This window comes from Aeromonas sp. R6-1 (assembly GCF_040908165.1).
In the GTDB taxonomy this organism is placed as follows: Bacteria; Pseudomonadota; Gammaproteobacteria; order Enterobacterales; family Aeromonadaceae; genus Aeromonas; species Aeromonas caviae.
In genome coordinates, this window is the sequence record NZ_JBFODF010000053.1 from 132276 (window position 1) to 152100 (window position 19825).

Below are 19825 nucleotides of genomic sequence, written 5' to 3' on the forward strand. Positions count from 1 at the left end.
TGGCTCCCGTTTTTCGCCCTCGGTCACTTTATTTTTTTTGCGAATTAATACAATGTGCCCCATCTGGACAGACTGAGGTGGCCGGGTCCACCGCAAGGGAGTGTGGCATGTACTACGGATTTGACATTGGCGGCACCAAGATAGCGTTCGCTGTGTATGACGGCGCCTTGAATCTCTGTCACGAGGAGCGCATGAGCACTCCCGGCAATGATTACGAAGGGTTGCAGCAGCTGATCCGCGAGCGGGTCGAGGCGGCGGATGCGCGCTTCGGGGTGAAAGGGGCCGTCGGCATCGGGTTTCCGGGGATCCTCAATCGCCTCGACGGGAGCATAGTGGCGGCCAACCTGCCCGCCATCCATGGCCGCCATCTGGGGGCGGATCTGGCCGAGCTGCTGGGCCGACCGGTCAAGGTCGACAATGACGCCAACTGTTTCCTCTGGTCGGAAGTGCATCAGGGGGCCGCAGACGGTGCTGGCAGCGCCCTCGGCGTCACCATAGGTACCGGCATCGGCGGCGCCGTCTATCTGGCGGGCAAGCTCATCCAGGGGCGCAACTGGCTGGCGGGGGAGATAGGTCACTACCCGCTGCCCGCCACCATCCTGATGAAATACCCGGATTTGCCCCGTCCTCGCTGTGGCTGCGGGCGCCTGGTCTGTTTCGAAACCTATGCGTCGGGTACGGGCCTGGAGCGGCTATACCACCATGTTCATGGGGAACGGGTGAGCGGCCACCAGATCGTCGCCCGTGCCGATGCCCGTGAGGCGGCGGCCCTCTCGACCATCGACTGCTGGCTCGAGATCATCGCCGCTGGCCTCGCCACCGCCATCTCGGTGATTGATCCCGATGTGGTGGTGCTGGGGGGCGGCCTGAGCGCCCTGCCAGCCCTCTATGAGGAGTTGCCCAAACGTCTGCCCGGCCACCTGCTGCCCGGTGTCGCCCTGCCGGCGATCCGCGAGGCCCGCTTCGGTGGAGCCGGCGGTGTGCGCGGTGCAGCCCTGCTCAATCTGTGAGATCGGACAGAGGGTCTGATCTCCCCGAACAAGGAGTCATCATGACCCGTCTTGAAATCTGTATCGACAACCTCGAATCCCTGTTCACCGCCCAGGCGGCCGGCGCCGATCGCATCGAGCTCTGCTCTGCGCTGGGGCTGGGTGGCCTCACTCCCTCCTATGGCTTTATGCAGCTGGCTGCCCGCCACGCCACTGTGCCGGTGTACGCCATGATCCGTCCACGCGCCGGAGATTTTTGCTTCAACGACGGCGAGTTCGAGATGATGCTCTTGGATATCGCGGCCGCTCGTGCCGCCGGCCTGCAAGGGGTGGTGGTCGGTCTGCTGGATGAAGATGGACGGGTACCCGAAGGCAAGCTCCGGCAACTGGTCGAGGCGGCGGGGCCGCTCGGCGTCACCTTCCACCGGGCCATCGATCTCTCCTCCGACTGGCGGCTGGATCTCGAGACGATCGTCGCAGCGGGTTGCGAGCGCATTCTGAGCTCCGGCCATGCGCCGACCGCGCTGGCGGGGCTCGAAACCCTGCAGGCCATGCACCAGGCGCTGGCGGGACGGGCCAGCCTGATGCCGGGGGCCGGGGTCAACGCCGACAACGTGCGCACCATCATCGAATTCACCGGCGTCAATGAAGTGCACATGTCCGGCATGGGCTGGCGCGGCGGCATGGTGCCCCATGGTGTGAACATGGGCACCTCTGACGATGGCCGGGTCAACATCACCGACGGCGCCAAGGTGGCGGCGGTGCGGGCGTTGCTGGACAGGGCCTGATACAGGCCGTGCGGCGGCATGGTGCTCTGTTTTGCTCCCTTCTCCCCTTGCGGGAGAAGGGGCGGGGATGAGGGGGCCGATGTGAGGCGTCTCCCACCGGCGGTCAATTGAGGGGCGTCTTGGCAGCACGGTGCAAAAAAGTCTGTTATCATCCCGTCTCTTTTACCATCAGGACCCGGAGCAACCTCTCAATGTCCCAATACGACTCTATCGAACAGAAGGCCAGCTACGGCATCGGCCGCAACATGGGCGACCAACTGGCTCAGCAAGCCTTCGCCGGTCTGGATATCCCGGCCCTGCAACAAGGTCTGGCAGATGCCCTGAACGGCCTGGAGTTCGCGGTCAGCCGTGACGATATCAACGATGCCTTCCAGGTCATCACCGCCCGCATGCAGGAAGAGCAGGAAGCAGCCGCCAAGGCCGCTGCCGCCGAAGGCGAAGCCTTCCTGGCCGACAACGCCAAGCGCGCCGAAGTGAAGACCACCGACTCCGGTCTGCAATATGAAGTCATGGTCGAAGGCAATGGCGCCGTGCCGGTTGCCGGTCAGTCCGTGCGCGTGCACTACCACGGTACCTTCACCCACGGTGGCGTGTTCGACAGCTCCGTTGCGCGCGGCCAACCGGCCGAGTTCCCGGTGACCGGCGTGATCGCCGGTTGGGTGGAAGCGCTGCAGATGATGCCGGTTGGCTCCAAGTGGAAGCTCTACATTCCGCAGGATCTGGCCTACGGTGCCCGTGGCGCCGGCTCCATCCCGCCGTACTCCGCTCTGGTATTCGAAGTGGAGCTGCTGGACATCCTGTGATCCGGCTGGTGTGATGCAAACGGCGACCCTGGGGTCGCCGTTTGTTTTTGGGCCGCCCAAACGGGCCATGTGCCTTCGGCGGGGATTTGGATATAGTCAGAGCGTCGTCCATTCCGGCCATGTGAGGGAGACACGCCATGGCAGCCATCATCGAGGTCGTCGATCTCGTCAAGCACTTCCCCGGCGTCAAGGCGGTGGACGGGCTCAGCTTTGCCATTCCCGCCGGCAGTTGTTTCGGCCTGCTCGGCCCTAACGGGGCGGGCAAGACCACGACCATCGAGCTGCTGGAGGGGATCCTCACCCCGGACAGCGGCCGGATCCTGTTTCACGGCGCCCCGCGCGGCCCGGATTATCGCTCCCGCATCGGCATCCAGTTCCAGCACACGGCGCTACAGGATTTCCTGACGGTGCGCGATACCCTGCGTCTGTTCGCCAGCCTCTACCCCAATCCCTTGCCACGGGAGCTGCTCATCGATCTGTGCGCCTTGGGCGAGTTCATCGACAGGGACAGTCGCAAGCTCTCGGGGGGCCAGCGTCAGCGCCTGCTGCTGGCCCTGGCCCTGCTCGGGGATCCCGAACTGCTGTTTCTGGATGAGCCCACTACAGGACTGGATCCCCAGGCGCGCCACCACTTCTGGCAGCGAATAGAGGCGATCAAGGCCCAGGGCAAGACGGTGGTGCTCACCACCCACTATATGGACGAAGCGCAGCAGCTGTGCGATCTGATTGCCATCGTCGATCACGGCCACCTGCTCAGTCTGGATACGCCGGCTGCCCTGCTGGCTCAACACTTCGACGGCGTACTGGTGCGTCTTGGGGGTCACCCGGCCCTGGCTGGGCTCGGTTATCCCCTGCGTCCGGTCGGCGATCAGGTGGAGCTCTGTTGCCCCGACGTGGCGACCCTGTTGCCAGCCTTGCTGGATCTTGGTGTGCCGCTCACCGGCATGCAGGTGCGCTCCCCCAATCTGGAAGATCTCTTCCTGAACCTGACCGGCCACAGCCTGCGGAGCGGCGCATGAGAGGGATGACCGAGTTCTGTCTGACCGTGGCCTCCGGGCTGTGGTACGCCTTGCCGACATGTAATCCCGGGAGTGGACGATGAAGGGATCCCTCAAGCGCATCGGGGCGCTCTTCTATGCCCGCACCCTCGAGTTCGTACGCGATCGCGCGGCCCTGGTGTGGAACCTGCTTTTCCCGCTCCTGCTGGTCATCGGCTTCTCCCTCATCTTCTCCGGCCCGCCCAAACCGCTGGTGCAGATCGGGGTGGTGGGGGAACTGCCCGCAACCTATGCCCCGCTGCGCGCCGTGCCGCTGCTCAAGATCATCCCCTATGACGAGGCGTCGAGAGGCCAGCTCAAGGTCCGTCACCATCAGCTGGACCTGCTGCTCTCACCCGCCGGGGGGCGTTACTGGATAAACCCGGACGCCCCTCAGGGGGCCATGGCCGAGTATCTGCTGCGCCAGGCGGTGCAGGAGCCCTTGCAAAGAGAGTCCCTGAGCGGGCGCGCCATCCGCTACGGCGACTGGCTGCTGCCCGGGGTGATCGGCATGAACCTGATGTTCTCCGGCCTGTTCGGGGTCGGGTTTGTCATCGTGTGTTATCGCAAGAACGGGGTGCTGAAACGGCTGCGAGCCACGCCGCTCGGCGCGCTGGAGTTTCTCTTCGCCCAGTTGCTGTCACGGGTGCTGATCACCCTGGTGGTGAGCCTGCTGGTCTTCTGCGCGGCCTACTGGCTGCTGGATGTGCCCCTCATCGGGTCGGGGTGGCTGCTGCTGGTGATCGCTCTGGCGGGAGGAACGGCCATGGCCTCCCTTGGCCTGCTCATCGCCGCTCGCCTGCAGAACGAGGAGCTGGCGAGCGGTTTGCTCAATCTCATCAGCTTGCCCATGATGTTTTTATCCGGTGTCTGGTTCTCGCTGGAAGGCGCGCCCGCCTGGCTGCAGCAGCTTGCGGCCAGGCTGCCCCTCAGCCAGATCATCGAAGCAGCCCGCGCCGTGATGCTGGAAGGGGCGGGATGGCAGGAGGTGGCAGGCCCTCTGGGTCAGGTCATGGTGTTCGCCCTGGTGTGCATCTCGCTGGGCGCCATGCTGTTCAAATGGAGTGCAAAATGAAACCTGTTCTGTGGTTGTTGCTGGTGGCGGCCTTGCCTGTGCAGGCAGGTACCCTGCGTTGCAAGAACGCCTTGCTGACCGAGGGAGACACCACGGCAGAGCTGCTGGTTCGCTGCGGCCAGCCGATGCTCAAGGAAGATCTCACCCGCTTCGAGGAGAACGGCTTCGGGGCGAGAGTGACGGTCAAGTATGCCGAGCGCTGGACCTACAACTTCGGCAAGCGGGAATTCATGCAGTTTGTCACCGTAGAAAACGGCGTCATCACCGACATTGCGGATGGTCCACGGGGAGGATGACCTCCTGGTCTTATGAAGCCCAGCCTGCGGGAGATGAGGTCGCCATTTCCCTGCCTTTTAGCTCCTGTTTATTTGCTTTTCCCTGCCTGTTATTGCCATTTTTCCATATGGGGTCATGCTGCCTCACTCTGGTGCTTTTGGTATAAAACCGAATCTGATGAGTCAGTTGTCAGCAGAAATGGCTGCCCCAATGCGGTGCGGCCGATTTATTTTCGAAAAATAATCCTCATGCCAAGAAGGGTTTTAAGCAGCAGGCTATTTGGCAAATAAGGGTCTACTTTTGATTCTGAGAGTGCATATTCCCCCGTTTAGATATTTTGTTCTGTTGCACCATGGTTGGGCCGGATTGCACCGATTGACAGGTTTTTCTGCGGCTGGATAAGCTGCCAAAAAGCAGGGAAACGATGGCATCTCGCTAGATTTTGATGCCTGTTCGAATCAAACCACAGGGAAGAGTGACATGAAGCAGATACACAAGGCAGGTATGGTGATGGCGCTGTCGCTGATGGCAGCCAATGCGTGGGCGGACGGTACGCTGGATGCCGTCAAGAAGAAGGGATTCGTGCAGTGCGGGGTCGGTGACGGCCTGCCCGGGTTCTCCAACCCGGATGCCAAGGGAACCTGGACCGGGCTCGACGTGGACGTGTGCCGCGCCGTGGCCGCCGCCGTGCTGGGGGATGCCAGCAAGGTCAAGTATGTCTCCCTCACCGCCAAGGAGCGCTTTACCGCCCTGCAGTCCGGGGAGGTGGATCTGCTCTCGCGCAACACCACCTGGACCCTGACCCGGGATGGGTCGCTGGGCCTCACGTTCGCCGGGGTGAACTACTACGACGGGCAGGGGTTCCTGGTCAAGCAGTCCCTCGGGGTCAAGAGCGCCAAGGAGCTTGACGGTGCCGCCGTCTGTATCCAGTCCGGTACCACTACCGAGCTCAACCTGGCCGACTATTTCCGCGCCAATGGCGGCATGAAGTACACCCCAGTGGTGTTCGATACCTCGGATCAGACCGTCAAGGGCTTCGAAGCTGGCCGCTGTGACGTGCTGACCTCGGATCAGTCCCAGCTCTATGCCCTCAAGATCAAGCTCACCAAGCCAGAGGAAGCCGTGGTGCTGCCGGAGGTCATCTCCAAGGAGCCGCTGGGCCCAGCTGTGCGTCAGGGTGACGATCAGTGGTTCAAGGTGGTGCGCTGGAGCCTCAACGCCATGCTCAATGCCGAGGAGGCCGGAGTCACCTCTGCCAACGTGGACGAGATGCTCAAGTCCACCAACCCTGACATCCGTCGCCTGCTGGGGCTGGAAGAGCCCAAAGGGACTGTGCTGGGGCTGGATGACAAATGGGCCTACAACATCGTCAAACAGGTCGGCAACTACGGTGAATCCTTCGATCGCAACGTCGGTGCCGGCTCCCCCCTCAAGATTGATCGCGGCATCAATGCCCTCTGGAACAAGGGCGGTCTGATGTACGCGCCACCCATCCGCTGAGTCGACAGTCACCGGGGGGCCTGGCCCCCCATGTTTTCCCTGGCTTTGTCGGAGTCATCCTCATGGCGTTACACGCATCAAACCATAGGAAAGAACAGGGCCGCTGGTGGTATGACGCCAAGGTGCGGGCGCTGCTCTTCCAGTGCCTGGCCATCGCGGCGGTTATCGGGTTTCTGTTCTACATCGTCAACAATGCCCTGACCAATCTGGCCACCCGTGGCATCACCACAGGCTTTGATTTTCTGGGCAACACGGCCGGTTTCGGCATCTTGCAGAGCCTCATCCCCTACGACGAGACCTATACCTTCGGTCGCACCTTCGTGGTGGGCCTGCTCAACACCCTGCTGGTCTCCGTGCTCGGCATCCTGTTTGCCACCCTGCTCGGATTCGTACTCGGGGTCGCGCGCCTGTCGCGCAACTGGCTGGTGGCCAAGATAGCGGCCGTCTACATAGAGACGTTTCGCAACATCCCGCTGCTGCTGCAGATCTTCTTCTGGTACTTCTCGGTGCTGCGTACCCTGCCTTCCCCGCGTCAGAGCGTGGATATAGGCGGGCTCGCCTTCCTCAACGTGCGGGGCTTCTATCTGCCCAAGCCCCTGTTCGAAGAGGGATTCGGCTACGTGCTCTGGGCACTGGTGCTGGCGGTGCTGCTGAGCTGGGGGCTGGGCCGCTGGGCTCGCCGCCGTCAGGCCCTGACCGGCAGGATCTTCCCGTTCTGGCGCTGTGTGGCCGCCCTGGTCATGCTGCTCCCGGGGATCACCTTCCTGCTGGCGGGCAGCCCGCTTAGCTGGAGCGTGCCTGCGCTGCAAGGGTTCAACTTCCGGGGGGGGCTGACGGTGCTGCCGGAGCTCGCGGCCCTCTTGCTGGCGCTCACCATCTATACGGCGGCCTTCATCGCCGAGATAGTGCGATCCGGCATCCTGGCCATCAGCAAGGGTCAGACTGAGGCGGCTTCCGCCCTCGGGCTCTCGCCCACCAAGACGCTGCGGCTGGTGATCATTCCCCAGGCCATGCGGGTCATCATTCCTCCCTTGACCAGCCAGTATCTGAACCTCACCAAGAACTCCTCCCTGGCGACCGCCATCGGCTATCCGGATCTGGTCTCGGTGTTCATGGGGACGACTCTCAACCAGACAGGGCAGGCCATCGAGGTCATCGCCATGACCATGGGGGTCTATCTCGTCATCAGTATCACCACCTCGGTGCTGATGAACATCTACAACCGCAGAATGACGCTGGTTGAGCGCTAGGGAGCTGTCATGTTCGTGAATGAATTGCAGGAGGCGCTGCCGCCTCCCAACCACCGTCGGGGGCCGCTCGCCTGGATCAGGCAGAACCTCTTCCCCAACTGGTGGAACGGCCTGCTGACCTTGGTGCTGGCCTATCTGTTGCTGCCAATCATCTGGTCTGCACTGGACTGGGCGCTGTTCTCGGCCACCTGGCAGGGGAGCAGTCGCGAGGCTTGCGTCCAGGGCGGTGCCTGCTGGATCTTCATCGAGAGCCGGCTGGGGCAGTATCTCTATGGCTTCTACCCGGCCGATCAGTACTGGCGCATCAACCTGACCTTCGCCGGTCTGGCGGCGCTGCTGGCCTTGCTCATCTGGCCAAAGACCCCGCGCAAGGGGTGGCTGGCGCTCTTCACCCTGCTGGTGTTCCCTGTCATCGCCTTCTTCCTCATCCATGGGGGAGCGGGGCTGGAGGTGGTGGAAACGAACCGCTGGGGCGGGCTGATGCTCACCCTGGTGCTGGCGGTGGTGGGCATAGTGGTCGCACTGCCGTTCGGCATCCTGCTGGCACTGGGGCGCCGCTCCCACATGCCGGTCATCTCCAGCCTCTGTACCGTCTACATCGAGTTCTGGCGGGCGGTGCCGCTCATTACTGTGCTCTTCATGGCGTCCGTCATGCTGCCACTGTTCATGAGTACCGAGGTGGAGCTCGACAAGCTGCTGCGGGCGCTCATCGGCATCATCCTGTTCCAGGCGGCCTATGTGGCCGAGGTGGTGAGAGGGGGGCTGCAGGCGATCCCCAAGGGGCAATATGAGGCGGGGGATGCCCTGGGGCTCTCCTACTGGAAGGTGATGGGCCTCATCATCATGCCCCAGGCCCTCAAGATCACCATTCCTTCCCTGGTGAACACCTTTATTTCCCTGTTCAAGGACACCAGCCTGGTGCTGATCATCGGGCTGTTCGATCTGCTGGCCATCTCCAAGGTGGCCCTGGCGGATCCGGCCTGGCTGGGGTATTCCACCGAAGCTTATGTCTTTATCGCCATGATCTTCTGGATGTTCTGTTTTGGCATGTCCCGCTACTCCATCTATCTGGAGCGCAAACTCAACACGGGCCACAAGCATTAGGAGTCGTTCTGATATGAAAACGGACGCAGTTGTCGAACTGAAAGAGGTCAACAAGTGGTACGGTGAGTTTCACGTGCTGCGCAACATCAACCTGCAGGTGGGCAGAGGGGAGAAGATCGTCATCTGCGGACCATCGGGGTCTGGCAAGTCCACCATGATCCGCTGCATCAACCGGCTGGAAGAGCACCAGAGCGGGGACATCCTAGTCAAGGGCACGGCCCTGACCTCGGATCTCAAGAACATCGAGACGGTGCGCCGGGAGGTGGGCATGGTGTTCCAGCACTTCAACCTCTTCCCCCATCTGACCGTGCTGGAGAACTGTTGCCTGGCGCCCATCTGGGTCAAGCAGTTGCCGCGCAAGGAGGCCGAGGAGATCGCCATGAACTTCCTGCGCCGGGTGCGGATCCCCGAACAGGCGCTCAAGTATCCGGGGCAGCTCTCCGGTGGCCAGCAGCAGCGGGTCGCCATCGCCCGCAGTCTGTGCATGAATCCCCAGGTCATGCTGTTTGACGAGCCAACCTCGGCGCTGGATCCCGAGATGGTGCGGGAGGTGCTGGATGTGATGGTGGAGCTGGCCCACGAGGGGATGACCATGCTCTGCGTCACCCACGAGATGGGGTTTGCCAAGCAGGTGGCGGACAGGGTGATCTTCATGGACCGGGGGCAAATCATCGAAGAGAACGTGCCGGATCAGTTCTTTGACAACCCCCAGTCCGATCGGACCAAGCTCTTCCTCTCCCAGATCCTGCAGCACTGAGGCAGGGCACAACCTTCAGAAAAACAGCCCGCACGCTCGAATGAGCGGCGGGCAAATGTGTACATGGAAGTCGACGACAGACAGAAAGGAGTATGTCAGCCCGGCAACAGGGTGGTGGTGCGCAGATCGCGCACGGCCAGGTTGATCTGCCGGGCCAGGCTCAGCGCCTGATGACAGCTCAACGGCTTCACATCGATGATCCCCCCTTGAAACTCAAACCGCCCCAGTGCTTCAACCATGAAACTTCCATGATGGAAGCTCTTGATATAGCGAGCAATTCGACGGGGAGACCACTGCTTGAACACCTTCATGGCAAGAGACCCTGTTGTTTGGACAGGGCACACTATGCCGACGGACCGTGACACTGATGTGACACTTGATAAAGATTTGTATGAATCTGTCTTGTGATCGGCTGGCGTGCAGCTCCGGCGTTGAAAAAGTAGTGAGAGTCCGGGTCCGGGGCCCGATATACTGCGGCCATTGCAGACATGACAAAGGTGCCGCACGTGGAGTGGGTGGACATAGTAGACGAGCAGGACAGGGTGATCGGTGTGGCTGAGCGTGCCAGGGTGCGTCAGGAAAACCTGCGTCATCGTGCCAGCTACATCCTGGTGCTGGATGAGGCTGAGCGCATCCTGGTGCAGCGGCGCACCCCGAGCAAGGATTTTTGCCCCGGCATGCTGGATGCCTGCGCCGGTGGCGTGGTGACCACGGGGGAGGCCATGGCCCTTTCCGCCCGGCGTGAGCTGGCCGAGGAGCTGGGGATCCGCGACGTGCCCCTGCAGGATTACGGCACCTTTTATGCCGAAGGGGAGGCGAGCGGCAGCCGCTACCGGGTCTGGGGCGGCTTGTTCAGCTGTCACTATCAGGGGCCGCTGCAACTGCAGGCCGAAGAGGTGAGTGAGGTGCACTGGATGAGCCTGGGCGAGATAGCCGATCGGGCGGGCGAGTTCACGCCTGACTCCCTGCTCGCCATCGCCACCTGGCAGGCAAGGCGCCTGCCATCAGGCCAGAAATAGGGGCGACAGGCGTTCGCTCCCCGATCGCTTGGTTGCTGCTCGATGGACCCCTTCGCCTTCTGGTGGAATGGGGTAGACTGGGCCTCTTTGAACCACAGAAGGATGCGTCATCATGATCACGGTCGGTCAATCCCTGCCCGCAGGGGAATTTACCTTTATCACCGCCGAGGGCAAGCAGGTGAAGGATACCCAGGCCCTGTTTGCCGACAAGCGGGTGGTGCTCTTTGCGGTGCCCGGCGCCTTCACCCCCACCTGCTCCAACGCTCACCTGCCGGGCTACGTGGTCCTGGCCGATCAGTTCAGGGCCAAGGGGGTGGAACTGTGCTGTCTGTCGGTCAACGACGCCTTCGTGATGAAGGCGTGGCAAGAGGCCCAGAACGCCTCTGCCATCACCATGATGGCGGACGGTGACGGCAGCTGGACCCGGGCACTGGGTCTGGCCAAGGAGACCGGGGCCTTCGGCGGCGTGCGGGCCCAGCGTTTCGCCCTCATCGCCAACGATGGTGTGGTGGAGCGGCTCTTCGTGGAGGCGCCAGGCAAGTTCGAGGTGTCGGATGCCCAGAACCTGCTGGCGGCGCTGTGAAAGATTAATCGGTGTTTGATTACACCTTGAAATAGCAAGCGGCCCCGTTACACTGAGGCCGCGTTTGGATGGAGCCAGGCAACTTGCCTGGCTCTCGTGTTTGCCGTGGATGAGATAGAACAATATGACCCTGGCTTTTGTTGCCCTGATTGTCGGACTGGCGTTGCTGGTCTGGAGTGCCGACAAGTTCGTGGACGGCGCCGCCGCCACCGCCCGTTACGCCGGTATGCCGCCGCTGCTGATCGGCATGGTGATCATCGGTTTTGGTACCTCGGCCCCCGAGATGGTGGTCTCCGCGCTGGCGGCCTCCCAGGGCAATCCCGGGCTCGCGCTCGGCAATGCCTATGGCTCCAACATCACCAATATTGCCCTGATCCTGGGTCTGACCGCCCTGATCAGCCCCATCGCCGTCGCCTCCCAGGTGGTGCGCAAGGAGATCCCCATCCTGCTCGGCATCACCCTGCTCTCCGGCGCCCTGCTCATCGATGGCAATCTGGGCCGGATGGATGCCGCCATTCTGGGGGCCGTGTTCGCAGTGCTGATGGGCTGGTCCATCTGGGCCGGCATGAACGGCAAGGGGGATGCGCTGGATACAGATACCGAGGAGGACATCGTCTCCGAGGGGATGTCTCTCAAGAGCGCCATCCTCTGGCTCATCATTGGTCTGGTGCTGCTGATCGGGGCTTCCCGTCTGCTGGTGTGGGGGGCGGTGACCATCGCCCAGGGCTTTGGCATCAGCGATCTGGTGATTGGCCTGACCATAGTTGCGGTGGGGACCTCCCTGCCGGAGCTGGCATCGTCCCTCATCGCTATCCGCAAGAACGAGCACGATCTGGCCCTTGGCAACGTGCTGGGTTCCAACCTGTTCAACACCCTGGCCGTGGTGGGCATCGCCGCTGGCATCCACCCGCTCGAGGTGGCGCCCGAAGTGCTTTCCCGCGACTGGAGCATCATGATGGGGCTGACCCTGTTGCTGCTGGTGATGTGTCTGGGCCGCAAGGGGCAGGGGCGCATCAACCGGCTGGAGGGGGGCGTGCTGCTCGCCTGCTTCGTCGCCTACACCGGCTGGCTGCTGACGAGCCAGTTCATCTAGTCTGGTGATGAAATGAAAGAGGGGACGCCGCGGCGTCCCCTCTTTTTTGTGCGCGGGGCCTGGTCTCAGGCTACGGCAACCAGCTTCTGCTTCTGGGCGCTGTCCAGGATCAGGATGCTCGCCTTGGGGAAGAAGTTGAAGGTGGACGCGGAGGCCCAGGTGTAGGCCCCCATCACCCGACCCACCACCAGCTCGCCGATCTCGAGATCCGGCAGCATGATGCTGTCGCGGATGACGTCCACGCTGTCGCAGGTGGGGCCGGAGAGCACCGCATTGTGCAGTTCGCCGTGGGCATAGGGCGTGCTCACCGGGTAGGTAACGTGGTCGTAGAGCTGGCCGTTGTAGCTGCCGTAGAGACCGTCATCCAGGTAGTACCAGATCTTGTCGCCGCGGTGGGCCTTGCCCATCACGCTGGAAACCGAGGTCATGGCCGGCGCGCTGATGAAGCGGCCCGGCTCGGCAATCTTCTGCACCGTGGCGGGCAGCTTGGCCAGGGCTTCGCGGATCGGGGCGCAGAAACCGTCGATGTCGAACTCGCCGCCGTCATAGTCCACCGGGAAGCCGCCGCCGATGTCCAGTACCCAGGGCTTGAGCCCGAGCTCCCAGGCCTGCTCCATGATCTCGCGGCAGGCGTCGATGGCCTGCACGTGGCGACGGGCGTGGGGCACCTGGGAGCCGACGTGGAACGACAGCCCCATCACCTTGATCCCCTTGGCCTGGGCCAGTTGCAGCAACGGCAGTGCCTGCTCCGGGGTACAGCCGAACTTCTTGGAAAGATCGACCTTGGTCTCGGGGTTCGGGAAGCTGACCCGCAGCAGCAGTTTCACTTCATCCTTGTAGGGCAGGAACTTTTCCAGCTCCAGCGGGTTGTCATAGACAAACACGGTGCAGCCGAATTCCAGGGCATAACGGATGTCGCTGTCACGCTTGATGGGATGGGTATGGATGCAGCGTCCCGGGCGAACCCCTTGGCTGCGCACCAGATCCACTTCGCCATTGGTGGCCAGATCGAAACAGGCCCCCTCTTCCTTCAAGACAGAGACCACCGCCTCGTGGGGCAGGGGCTTGAGTGCATAATGCAAGCGCACATCGGGCAGGGCGGCCGCCAGGGCCCGATACTGTTTGCGGACGGCTGCCTTGTCGAGCAGCAGCAGGGGGGAGCCGAATTGTTCAACCAACTGACGGTAATCTTGTGCGACCAGGGTCTCGTTCATTCTCTTTTGATAGTCCTTAGGGGGCGTGATATGCCCAAGCCATATGCGATTGAACCGGCGACGGCCGGCTCAGGCGAGCGGTCCGGAGGGACCCACCAGGCACATTGCATAACTCCCTTGCAAAGTGCTTAGTTATGCGCGGGATTATCGGCTTATTGAGTTTGTGTGCAAGCATTTTGATTGGATATGTCGGCAAGTTTTTCTGGTCGAGACGAAACAGGCTCTTGATACGGGAAGCGATCAGGGCCGTGATGGGGAGCACCCCCTAAGGGAGCTTGATAAGCTGTTGATAGTTAACGAACTAATAACATCAGACCCGGGGGTTGCGGCCAGGTAAAAAGGGGGCGCCGGGGCCAGGGAGTGCGAGACAGCTCACATTTTTTGGATTACCATGCCCGCTTCCTGATCCAAACTAGTTCGGATGAAGGTAGCAGGAGAGCGATGGGCAACCATCCACCGAAGAAGTGAATCTTTCAGGTACCGGGCAACCGGTGTGGACTGCTACTGGACGATACTCTGGAGAGACCCGTTGAATCGGGCGCCGAAGGAGCAAGGCACCGTGATTGCATCGCAATCTGGCGCCGGAAACTCTCAGGCAAAAGGACAGAGGGGATGGGATGGTTGTACCTGAGCTTGAAACTGTTCACGGTCTGTCACGAGAGGTCGTCAGCAAGGTAAAGAGCAGCGCAGGAACCGGAGTGTATGTAAATACATGAGGCTTTCGAGCAGCGCATGAGCCTTGATCACGGCCTCGCAGCAAGAGTGTGAACACGTTTTGGCCCGCATCCGATCGCCTCTGGCCGATCGCGACACCTATGGGAAGATCATCCTTCTCCTCCTTAATCGTTGTTTTTTAAGGAGGATGCATGTCATCAATTCAATCGGCGCTCGCCGCCATCGATAGCTTTATCTGGGGTCCCCCCCTGCTGATCCTGCTGGTCGGGACCGGTATCTATCTCACCTGGCGATTGGGTCTGCTTCAGATCGTGCGTTTGCCGCTGGCCCTCAAGCTGGTCTTTGGCCGCGATCAGGGGCAGGGCAAGCAGGGGGATGTCTCCAGCTTCGGCGCCCTGTGCACCGCCCTCTCCGCCACCATCGGCACCGGCAACATCGTCGGGGTCGCCACCGCCATCAAGCTGGGGGGCCCCGGCGCCCTGTTCTGGATGTGGATGGCCGCCCTGTTCGGCATGGCCACCAAGTATGCCGAGTGCCTGCTGGCGGTGAAATATCGCCAGCAGGACGCCAACGGCCAGATGGCGGGTGGCCCCATGTACTATCTGGAGAAGGGGCTCGGCTCCAGGCCGCTCGCCAAGCTGTTTGCCCTGTTCGGCATCGGCGTCGCCTTCTTCGGCATCGGTACCTTCCCCCAGGTCAATGCCATCAGTGATGCCATGAGCCTCTCCTTCTCGGTACCCCGTGAAGTGACCGCCGTGGTGCTGACCCTGATCGTGGCGCTGGTGACCCTGGGGGGCATCCAGTCCATCTCCAGCGTGTCGAGCAAGGTGGTGCCTTTCATGGCCATCTTCTACATCGTCGCCTGTCTGGGCGTGCTGGTGAACAATGCCAGTGCTCTGCCGGAGGCGATCGCCCTGGTGATCGGGAGCGCCTTCACCGGCCATGCGGCCACCGGCGGCTTCGTCGGCGCCGGCATCATGCTGGCGATCCAGTCCGGGGTGGCGCGCGGGGTCTTCTCCAACGAGTCGGGGCTGGGCTCGGCCCCCATCGCGGCGGCGGCGGCCAAGACCGATTCCTGCGTGGAGCAGGGGCTGGTCTCCATGACCGGCACCTTCATCGACACCCTCATCATCTGCACCATGACCGGCCTGACGCTGGTGGTGACCGGGGTGTGGAGCGGCGATGCGAGCGGTGCGGCCATGACCAGCCTGGCCTTTGCCCAGGGGCTGGATGCCCATGTGGGCCAGTATCTGGTGAGCATCGGCCTCCTGTTCTTCGCCTTTACCACCATCCTTGGCTGGAATTACTACGGCGAGCGCTGCACCGAGTACCTGTTCGGGGTGAAGGCGATCAAACCCTACCGCCTCATCTATCTGGTGCTGGTGGCGAGCGGTGCCTTCCTCCATCTGGACCTGATCTGGCTCTTGGCCGACATCGTCAACGGCCTGATGGCGGTGCCCAACCTCATCGGCCTCATCGGCCTGCGCCACGTGGTGATTGCCGAGACCCGTGCCTACTTCAGTCGGGACCGGGATACGGAATCCGAGCCCGAGCCGCAGACGGCCTGATGAGAAGCGGGCCTGCGGGGTGCCCTGTCGCCGGGCCCCTGTCCATGGCGTCAACCGGGATCCGGGCTGGGATGGCAAAACCCGGGGCTTGATCCCGGATCCTCTGACAATATCTGTGCGAAATACGCAAAAGCCACGACGCTCATCGTGGCTTTTTTGCATTTTACGCAATGAAGGGCGGCGCTTGTTGCCCCCAGGGGGTCAGGGGGTCAGGGGGAGGGAATATCTCCGGTAAGCCGCTGCGCCAGCGCTTCGCTCACCCGGCTCACCAGGGCCGCCTCATCCCCCTGCCAGCCAATGGCGTGGGCCAGGGTGGTGGAGGTGCCCGGAGCAAAGCGCAGCTCTCCCCCGGCCAGTTCGTAGAAGCGGCTCGCCATCCGGGTGCCCTCGTCCACATCCCCCGCCACCAGCAGCATGGCCTGGGCCAGCACGGCGCCGTCGTGATCCCGGCCCGGCGCCAGCCAGCGTTGGGCGGTGCCGGTCACCTTGCGCCCCCCGATCACCAGGTTGTACTGGCCGTCGCAAAACGAGCCGGGCACGAAGTCGTAGCTGCCAGCAAGACCGTACTCCTCCAGCAGGGCGAGCAGGGGCGCCCCCAGCAGCCGGTAGTAATGGGCCAGATCCTGGGTGGTGCGGGGCAGCATGAGGGAGAGGTTGAGGATGCCGGCGCCGTGGGGCACGGCGGTGCCGCCGCTGTCGCGCACGAACACCGGCCAGCCCTCGGCAGCAAGCTGCTCGCAGGCGGCCTGGTAGCGGGGCAAACGGGTGTCCTTGCGGGTGACGATGAGGCATTGGGGGCCCTGCCAGAGGAGGGCTCTGGGCTCGCCGTCACCGGCGCACTCCCGCAGCCAGCGCTGCTCCTCGGCCAGGATCTGGTCGGGTGTCTGGTGGGCGAGCGGCGGGGGCAGCAGGGTATAAGGCATGAAAGGCATCCTTTGGCAGAGGCTGCCAAGCACAGTACGCGCGGGGGCAAACAAGGTAAAGCCCCGCGTGGCGGGGCTTTGGTGCAAGGATGGCGGAGTGTCAGGCCTGTGCGGCGGCGCGCCTGGGCAGCAGCAGATTGAGCAGGATGGCGGTGAGGCCGCCGGTGGCGACGCCGTAGGAGAGCACGCTCCTGGCCAGCTCCGGCAGGTGTTGCAGCACCTCGGGCACCTGTGCCACTCCGAGGCCCATGGCGAGCGACACCGCCAGGATCATCAGGGCGCGGCGGTCCAGCTCCTCCCGGGAGATGATGCGCACCCCGGCGGCGGCGATGGTGCCGAACATGACGATGGTGGCGCCGCCGAGCACGGGTTCAGGTATTTGTTGCACCAGGCTCGCCACCGCCGGGAACAGGCCGAGCAGGGCCAGCATGGCGGCGATGAAGAGGCCGACATGGCGGCTGGCCACCCCGGTCAGCTGGATGACGCCGTTGTTCTGGGCGAAGGTGGACATGGGGAAGGTGGAGAAGACCGCCGCCAGCATGGAGTTGGCGCCGTCGGCCAGGACGCCCCCCTTGATCCGCGCCATGTAGACCGGCCCTTCCAGCGGCTCGCCGGAGATGTCGGAGGTGGCGGTCATGTCGCCGATGGCTTCCAGCGCCGTCACCACGAAGATGATGGCGAGCGGCACGAACAGCTGCCAGTCAAAGCCGAGCCCGTAGTGCAGCGGAACAGGCACCATCAGCAGCGGGCCGTCGAAGGTGGGGGCAGCCACCTTGCCCAGCAGCAGCGCCACCGCATAGCCCGCCAGCATGGCGATCATGATGGCGGAGAGGCGCAGCCAGGGGTTGCGACTGCGCTGCATCAGCACGATGAGGCCGAGCACCAGCAGGGAGAGAAAGAGGTTGGTGTGGCTGGCGAAGCTGCCGTCCGCCAGGGCGCCGTAGCCGCCCCCCATGCTAATGAGCCCTACCTTGATGAGGGTCAGGCCGATGAGCAATACCACGATGCCGGTCACCAGCGGGGTGATGATCCGTTTGACCAGGTGCAGGAAGCGGCTCATGACGACGATGGTGAGGGCCGCTGCCAGCATGGTGCCGAACAGGGTGCCCAGCAGAGCGTCGGTGGGCATGGCCGCCTGCTTGAGGGCGAGGCCGGAGGCGATGATGGGACCGAGGAAGTTGAAGCTGGTGCCCTGTACCGAGAGCAGGCCGGAACCGAGGGGGCCGAAACGGCGGGTCTGGATGAAGGAGGCGATGCCGGACATGACCAGGGACATGGAGACGATGTAGCGGGTGTCGTCGGCGGGGAGGCCGAGGGCATTGGCGATGATGAGGGGCGGGGTGATGATGGCGACAAACATGGCGAGCATATGCTGCAGGGCGGCGAACAGGGTCTGGGGGAGGGGTGGGACATCCTCGATGCCGTAGACCAGTTCGCTGTGGGCTCGCCTGGGGGGATGGGCCTCTCGGATGGCGCTTGGGGCGGCAGCCTGTTCCATAAATACCTCGAATGTGTAGGGGGAGGGGAGAAAATTGGGCGCTATTTTAGTGATTGGCATCGCGCTTTCCAGCGCTAATTGAGCGCAAACTCGTTTATTTCCTGATGGGTTGAAACGTTTTCCTGTGGCGATTAAGATCCGCCGGTTTGTGTGAGACCGATCCCTCACAAAGGGGAGGGAGGCTGATGCATCAGGATGGGGACGGTGTAGAATGAGCCCTCGGTTCGAAGATGGAGACTCTGGATGCTGAAGCTGTCGGAGTTCTGGAGTGCCCGCGCCCACTCCGAAGATTTTACCCTGACCCGGATGGGCTTCATGACGGTGCGGCTGCGGCTGCTCACCTGTCTGCTGATGGCGGGGCTCCCGAGCTGGGCTCTGGTGGACTGGTTGACCCTGCCAGCCATCCAGTTCGAGGCGCTGTTCCAGGTCAGGATCTTCTGCCTGCTGGCCCTCTCGCCCCTCATCCCCCTCTCCTATCTCATCCACTTCAAGCGCGAGCGCATGAAGCTGGCGCTGGGCTACCTGATGGCGGTGATGATGCTCTTCTCCCTCATCTGCCTGCACAGCTTCGGCGCGGATCAGGAGATGCAGGCGGGCTACATGGCCTTCCCCTATCTGCTCATCAGCCTGTTCGCCATCTTCCCCATTCCCCTCTCCCTCAGCCTGCAACTGGCGGGGGGCATTCTGGCCACCATGCTGGCGGGCAACTGGTTGCTGGTGGGCCAGCCTCTCTGGAGCGTGCAGACCCTCAATCAGGTCTGGCTGCTGGGGCTCTTTGCCATCGCCAGCGCCTGGGTGCAGTGCGGCCAGCTCAACATGCTGCTGCAACTCTATCGGGAATCCACCACGGACGAACTGACCGGCATGATGAACCGCCGCCTGCTGATGAAGCAGCTCGAGAAGGCGAGGGCCGCCATGATCCGCAAACAGGCTCCCTTCGCGGTGCTGCTGCTGGATCTGGACCGCTTCAAGCGCATCAACGACACCTTCGGCCATCTGGCGGGAGATGCGGTGCTCAAGGAGGTGGCGGCCACCCTGTCGGAGCAGCTGGAGCCCGGCATGGTGCTCGGGCGTTACGGCGGGGAGGAGTTTGCCATCCTCTTGCCCGGTTGCACGGATCTGGCACAGGCCAAGCGGGTGGCGGAGCGGCTGCGGGTCGCGGTGGAGGCGAGGTTGGTGAAAAGCCCCACCTCCGACGAACTGCTGGAGGTGACGGTGAGCATCGGTCTGACCCTGGCCCAGCGTGGCGAGGGGGTGGAGGATCTGCTCAACCGGGCGGACGAGTGCCTCTACATGGCCAAGATGGCGGGTCGCAACTGCGTGGTGGCCGAGGCAGGGAAACCCGCGGGCGATGCAGGGCGCACAAAAACGGATGCCGCCTGAGGGCGGCATCCGGTGATGACGGGGCAGGCGTCAGGCCAGGGTGTATTTGCCGGAGAGCTGCTGGGCCAGCAGCTTGAACATGTTGAACACCGCCATGGTCTTGCCGGTCGGGGTGCCGTCCTCTGCCAGGAAGAACTCCCCCTTGAACACCAGAATGTCCCCCTTCTGCTCCACCGAGTCGGCGCGCATGCCGTGGATGAAGTCCTCGTGTTCACGAATGATCTTGTTGGCCATCTCCAGCAGGGCAGTCTCGGTGATCCGCTCTTTTTGTGGTTGCATGCTCGTCTCCT

20 protein-coding genes and 1 riboswitch are annotated in these 19825 nt (G+C 62.9%); of the genes, 15 read left to right on the forward strand and 5 right to left on the reverse strand.

The features are described 5' to 3' along the window. Positions 1-107 precede the first annotated feature (107 nt). The 10 genes from AB5Y68_RS17570 to AB5Y68_RS17615 all read left to right on the forward strand — a co-directional run bounded on the left by AB5Y68_RS17570 (position 108) and on the right by AB5Y68_RS17615 (position 9579). Complete coding sequence (locus AB5Y68_RS17570; RefSeq protein ID WP_045523530.1) at positions 108-1010, forward strand: ROK family protein; 903 nt, start codon at positions 108-110, stop codon at positions 1008-1010. A 41-nt stretch (positions 1011-1051) separates the two neighbouring features. Continuing rightward, entirely contained in the window at positions 1052-1777 is a 726-nt protein-coding gene (locus AB5Y68_RS17575; protein ID WP_043152365.1) for a copper homeostasis protein CutC, read from the forward strand. 191 nt (positions 1778-1968) lie between these two features. After that, complete coding sequence (locus AB5Y68_RS17580; RefSeq protein WP_010673478.1) at positions 1969-2580, forward strand: FKBP-type peptidyl-prolyl cis-trans isomerase; 612 nt, start codon at positions 1969-1971, stop codon at positions 2578-2580. A gap of 137 nt (positions 2581-2717) precedes the next feature. After that, positions 2718-3599 (forward strand): ABC transporter ATP-binding protein, encoded by an 882-nt coding sequence (locus AB5Y68_RS17585; protein WP_045523520.1) that lies wholly within the window; start codon positions 2718-2720, stop codon positions 3597-3599. Between the two features lie 79 nt (positions 3600-3678). Further along, positions 3679-4692, forward strand: a complete 1014-nt coding sequence (locus tag AB5Y68_RS17590; protein WP_368207418.1) for an ABC transporter permease — start codon at positions 3679-3681, stop codon at positions 4690-4692. Continuing rightward, on the forward strand, positions 4677-4988 hold the full coding sequence (locus tag AB5Y68_RS17595) for a DUF2845 domain-containing protein (protein ID WP_029313965.1): 312 nt from the start codon (positions 4677-4679) through the stop codon (positions 4986-4988). The genes AB5Y68_RS17590 and AB5Y68_RS17595 overlap by 16 nt, the downstream gene beginning before the upstream one ends. A gap of 460 nt (positions 4989-5448) precedes the next feature. Continuing rightward, positions 5449-6468 carry an amino acid ABC transporter substrate-binding protein gene (locus AB5Y68_RS17600; RefSeq protein WP_010673482.1) on the forward strand — a complete coding sequence of 340 codons (1020 nt, stop codon included), beginning with the start codon at positions 5449-5451 and terminating at the stop codon, positions 6466-6468. A 62-nt stretch (positions 6469-6530) separates the two neighbouring features. Then, positions 6531-7718 carry an amino acid ABC transporter permease gene (locus AB5Y68_RS17605; RefSeq protein WP_324038270.1) on the forward strand — a complete coding sequence of 396 codons (1188 nt, stop codon included), beginning with the start codon at positions 6531-6533 and terminating at the stop codon, positions 7716-7718. A gap of 9 nt (positions 7719-7727) precedes the next feature. After that, a complete protein-coding gene (locus AB5Y68_RS17610) occupies positions 7728-8822 on the forward strand; it encodes an amino acid ABC transporter permease (RefSeq protein WP_167825427.1) in 1095 nt (364 codons plus the stop codon). 13 nt (positions 8823-8835) lie between these two features. Beyond that, positions 8836-9579 carry an amino acid ABC transporter ATP-binding protein gene (locus tag AB5Y68_RS17615; RefSeq protein WP_010673485.1) on the forward strand — a complete coding sequence of 248 codons (744 nt, stop codon included), beginning with the start codon at positions 8836-8838 and terminating at the stop codon, positions 9577-9579. Between the two features lie 95 nt (positions 9580-9674). Here the strand turns inward: AB5Y68_RS17615 and AB5Y68_RS17620 are convergent, their stop codons facing one another. Continuing rightward, on the reverse strand, positions 9675-9890 hold the full coding sequence (locus AB5Y68_RS17620; protein ID WP_010673486.1) for a DUF1107 family protein: 216 nt from the start codon (positions 9888-9890) through the stop codon (positions 9675-9677). A gap of 177 nt (positions 9891-10067) precedes the next feature. Here AB5Y68_RS17620 and yfcD point away from each other — a divergent pair, with 177 nt between their 5' ends. The 3 genes from yfcD to AB5Y68_RS17635 all read left to right on the forward strand — a co-directional run bounded on the left by yfcD (position 10068) and on the right by AB5Y68_RS17635 (position 12274). Then, positions 10068-10598, forward strand: coding sequence for an NUDIX hydrolase YfcD (yfcD, locus tag AB5Y68_RS17625; protein ID WP_080769921.1), 531 nt, complete (start codon positions 10068-10070; stop codon positions 10596-10598). 112 nt (positions 10599-10710) lie between these two features. Continuing rightward, positions 10711-11181: a peroxiredoxin gene (locus tag AB5Y68_RS17630; RefSeq protein ID WP_039039294.1), complete on the forward strand. Its 471-nt coding sequence runs from the start codon at positions 10711-10713 to the stop codon at positions 11179-11181. Between the two features lie 124 nt (positions 11182-11305). Further along, positions 11306-12274: a calcium/sodium antiporter gene (locus tag AB5Y68_RS17635; RefSeq protein ID WP_039039295.1), complete on the forward strand. Its 969-nt coding sequence runs from the start codon at positions 11306-11308 to the stop codon at positions 12272-12274. Positions 12275-12339: 65 nt separating this feature from the next. On the opposite strand, the gene AB5Y68_RS17640 is transcribed toward AB5Y68_RS17635, so the two are convergent. Next, the gene (locus AB5Y68_RS17640) at positions 12340-13488 is read right to left on the reverse strand and encodes a type III PLP-dependent enzyme (RefSeq protein ID WP_010673490.1); all 1149 of its coding nucleotides are present in this window, start codon (positions 13486-13488) and stop codon (positions 12340-12342) included. 506 nt (positions 13489-13994) lie between these two features. Continuing rightward, positions 13995-14105: riboswitch (glycine riboswitch) on the forward strand. Between the two features lie 249 nt (positions 14106-14354). Here AB5Y68_RS17640 and AB5Y68_RS17645 point away from each other — a divergent pair. Further along, entirely contained in the window at positions 14355-15731 is a 1377-nt protein-coding gene (locus tag AB5Y68_RS17645; protein ID WP_039039296.1) for a sodium:alanine symporter family protein, read from the forward strand. Between the two features lie 209 nt (positions 15732-15940). On the opposite strand, the gene AB5Y68_RS17650 is transcribed toward AB5Y68_RS17645, so the two are convergent. Further along, a complete protein-coding gene (locus tag AB5Y68_RS17650) occupies positions 15941-16654 on the reverse strand; it encodes a protein ligase (RefSeq protein WP_039039297.1) in 714 nt (237 codons plus the stop codon). A 100-nt stretch (positions 16655-16754) separates the two neighbouring features. Continuing rightward, entirely contained in the window at positions 16755-18152 is a 1398-nt protein-coding gene (locus AB5Y68_RS17655) for a nucleobase:cation symporter-2 family protein (protein ID WP_039039298.1), read from the reverse strand. 243 nt (positions 18153-18395) lie between these two features. On the opposite strand from AB5Y68_RS17655, the gene AB5Y68_RS17660 reads away from it, so the two are divergent. Continuing rightward, positions 18396-19535, forward strand: coding sequence for a diguanylate cyclase (locus AB5Y68_RS17660; RefSeq protein ID WP_010673494.1), 1140 nt, complete (start codon positions 18396-18398; stop codon positions 19533-19535). Positions 19536-19565: 30 nt separating this feature from the next. On the opposite strand, the gene AB5Y68_RS17665 is transcribed toward AB5Y68_RS17660, so the two are convergent. Next, positions 19566-19814 carry a YciN family protein gene (locus AB5Y68_RS17665; RefSeq protein WP_010673495.1) on the reverse strand — a complete coding sequence of 83 codons (249 nt, stop codon included), beginning with the start codon at positions 19812-19814 and terminating at the stop codon, positions 19566-19568. Between the last annotated feature and the right edge of the window lie 11 nt (positions 19815-19825).

Bases quoted from the DNA above. Each gene is read 5' to 3' on its own strand.
- AB5Y68_RS17580 (WP_010673478.1), top strand. From the start codon at position 1,969: ATGTCCCAATACGACTCTATCGAACAGAAGGCCAGCTACGGCATCGGC.
- AB5Y68_RS17655 (WP_039039298.1), bottom strand. From the start codon at position 18,152: ATGGAACAGGCTGCCGCCCCAAGCGCCATCCGAGAGGCCCATCCCCCC.
- AB5Y68_RS17650 (WP_039039297.1), bottom strand. From the start codon at position 16,654: ATGCCTTATACCCTGCTGCCCCCGCCGCTCGCCCACCAGACACCCGAC.
- AB5Y68_RS17570 (WP_045523530.1), top strand. From the start codon at position 108: ATGTACTACGGATTTGACATTGGCGGCACCAAGATAGCGTTCGCTGTG.
- AB5Y68_RS17600 (WP_010673482.1), top strand. From the start codon at position 5,449: ATGAAGCAGATACACAAGGCAGGTATGGTGATGGCGCTGTCGCTGATG.
- AB5Y68_RS17610 (WP_167825427.1), top strand. From the start codon at position 7,728: ATGTTCGTGAATGAATTGCAGGAGGCGCTGCCGCCTCCCAACCACCGT.
- AB5Y68_RS17660 (WP_010673494.1), top strand. From the start codon at position 18,396: ATGCTGAAGCTGTCGGAGTTCTGGAGTGCCCGCGCCCACTCCGAAGAT.
- AB5Y68_RS17605 (WP_324038270.1), top strand. From the start codon at position 6,531: ATGGCGTTACACGCATCAAACCATAGGAAAGAACAGGGCCGCTGGTGG.
- AB5Y68_RS17630 (WP_039039294.1), top strand. From the start codon at position 10,711: ATGATCACGGTCGGTCAATCCCTGCCCGCAGGGGAATTTACCTTTATC.
- AB5Y68_RS17590 (WP_368207418.1), top strand. From the start codon at position 3,679: ATGAAGGGATCCCTCAAGCGCATCGGGGCGCTCTTCTATGCCCGCACC.
- AB5Y68_RS17585 (WP_045523520.1), top strand. From the start codon at position 2,718: ATGGCAGCCATCATCGAGGTCGTCGATCTCGTCAAGCACTTCCCCGGC.
- AB5Y68_RS17595 (WP_029313965.1), top strand. From the start codon at position 4,677: ATGGAGTGCAAAATGAAACCTGTTCTGTGGTTGTTGCTGGTGGCGGCC.
- AB5Y68_RS17575 (WP_043152365.1), top strand. From the start codon at position 1,052: ATGACCCGTCTTGAAATCTGTATCGACAACCTCGAATCCCTGTTCACC.
- AB5Y68_RS17635 (WP_039039295.1), top strand. From the start codon at position 11,306: ATGACCCTGGCTTTTGTTGCCCTGATTGTCGGACTGGCGTTGCTGGTC.
- AB5Y68_RS17615 (WP_010673485.1), top strand. From the start codon at position 8,836: ATGAAAACGGACGCAGTTGTCGAACTGAAAGAGGTCAACAAGTGGTAC.
- AB5Y68_RS17620 (WP_010673486.1), bottom strand. From the start codon at position 9,890: ATGAAGGTGTTCAAGCAGTGGTCTCCCCGTCGAATTGCTCGCTATATC.
- AB5Y68_RS17645 (WP_039039296.1), top strand. From the start codon at position 14,355: ATGTCATCAATTCAATCGGCGCTCGCCGCCATCGATAGCTTTATCTGG.
- AB5Y68_RS17640 (WP_010673490.1), bottom strand. From the start codon at position 13,488: ATGAACGAGACCCTGGTCGCACAAGATTACCGTCAGTTGGTTGAACAA.
- yfcD (WP_080769921.1), top strand. From the start codon at position 10,068: ATGACAAAGGTGCCGCACGTGGAGTGGGTGGACATAGTAGACGAGCAG.
- AB5Y68_RS17665 (WP_010673495.1), bottom strand. From the start codon at position 19,814: ATGCAACCACAAAAAGAGCGGATCACCGAGACTGCCCTGCTGGAGATG.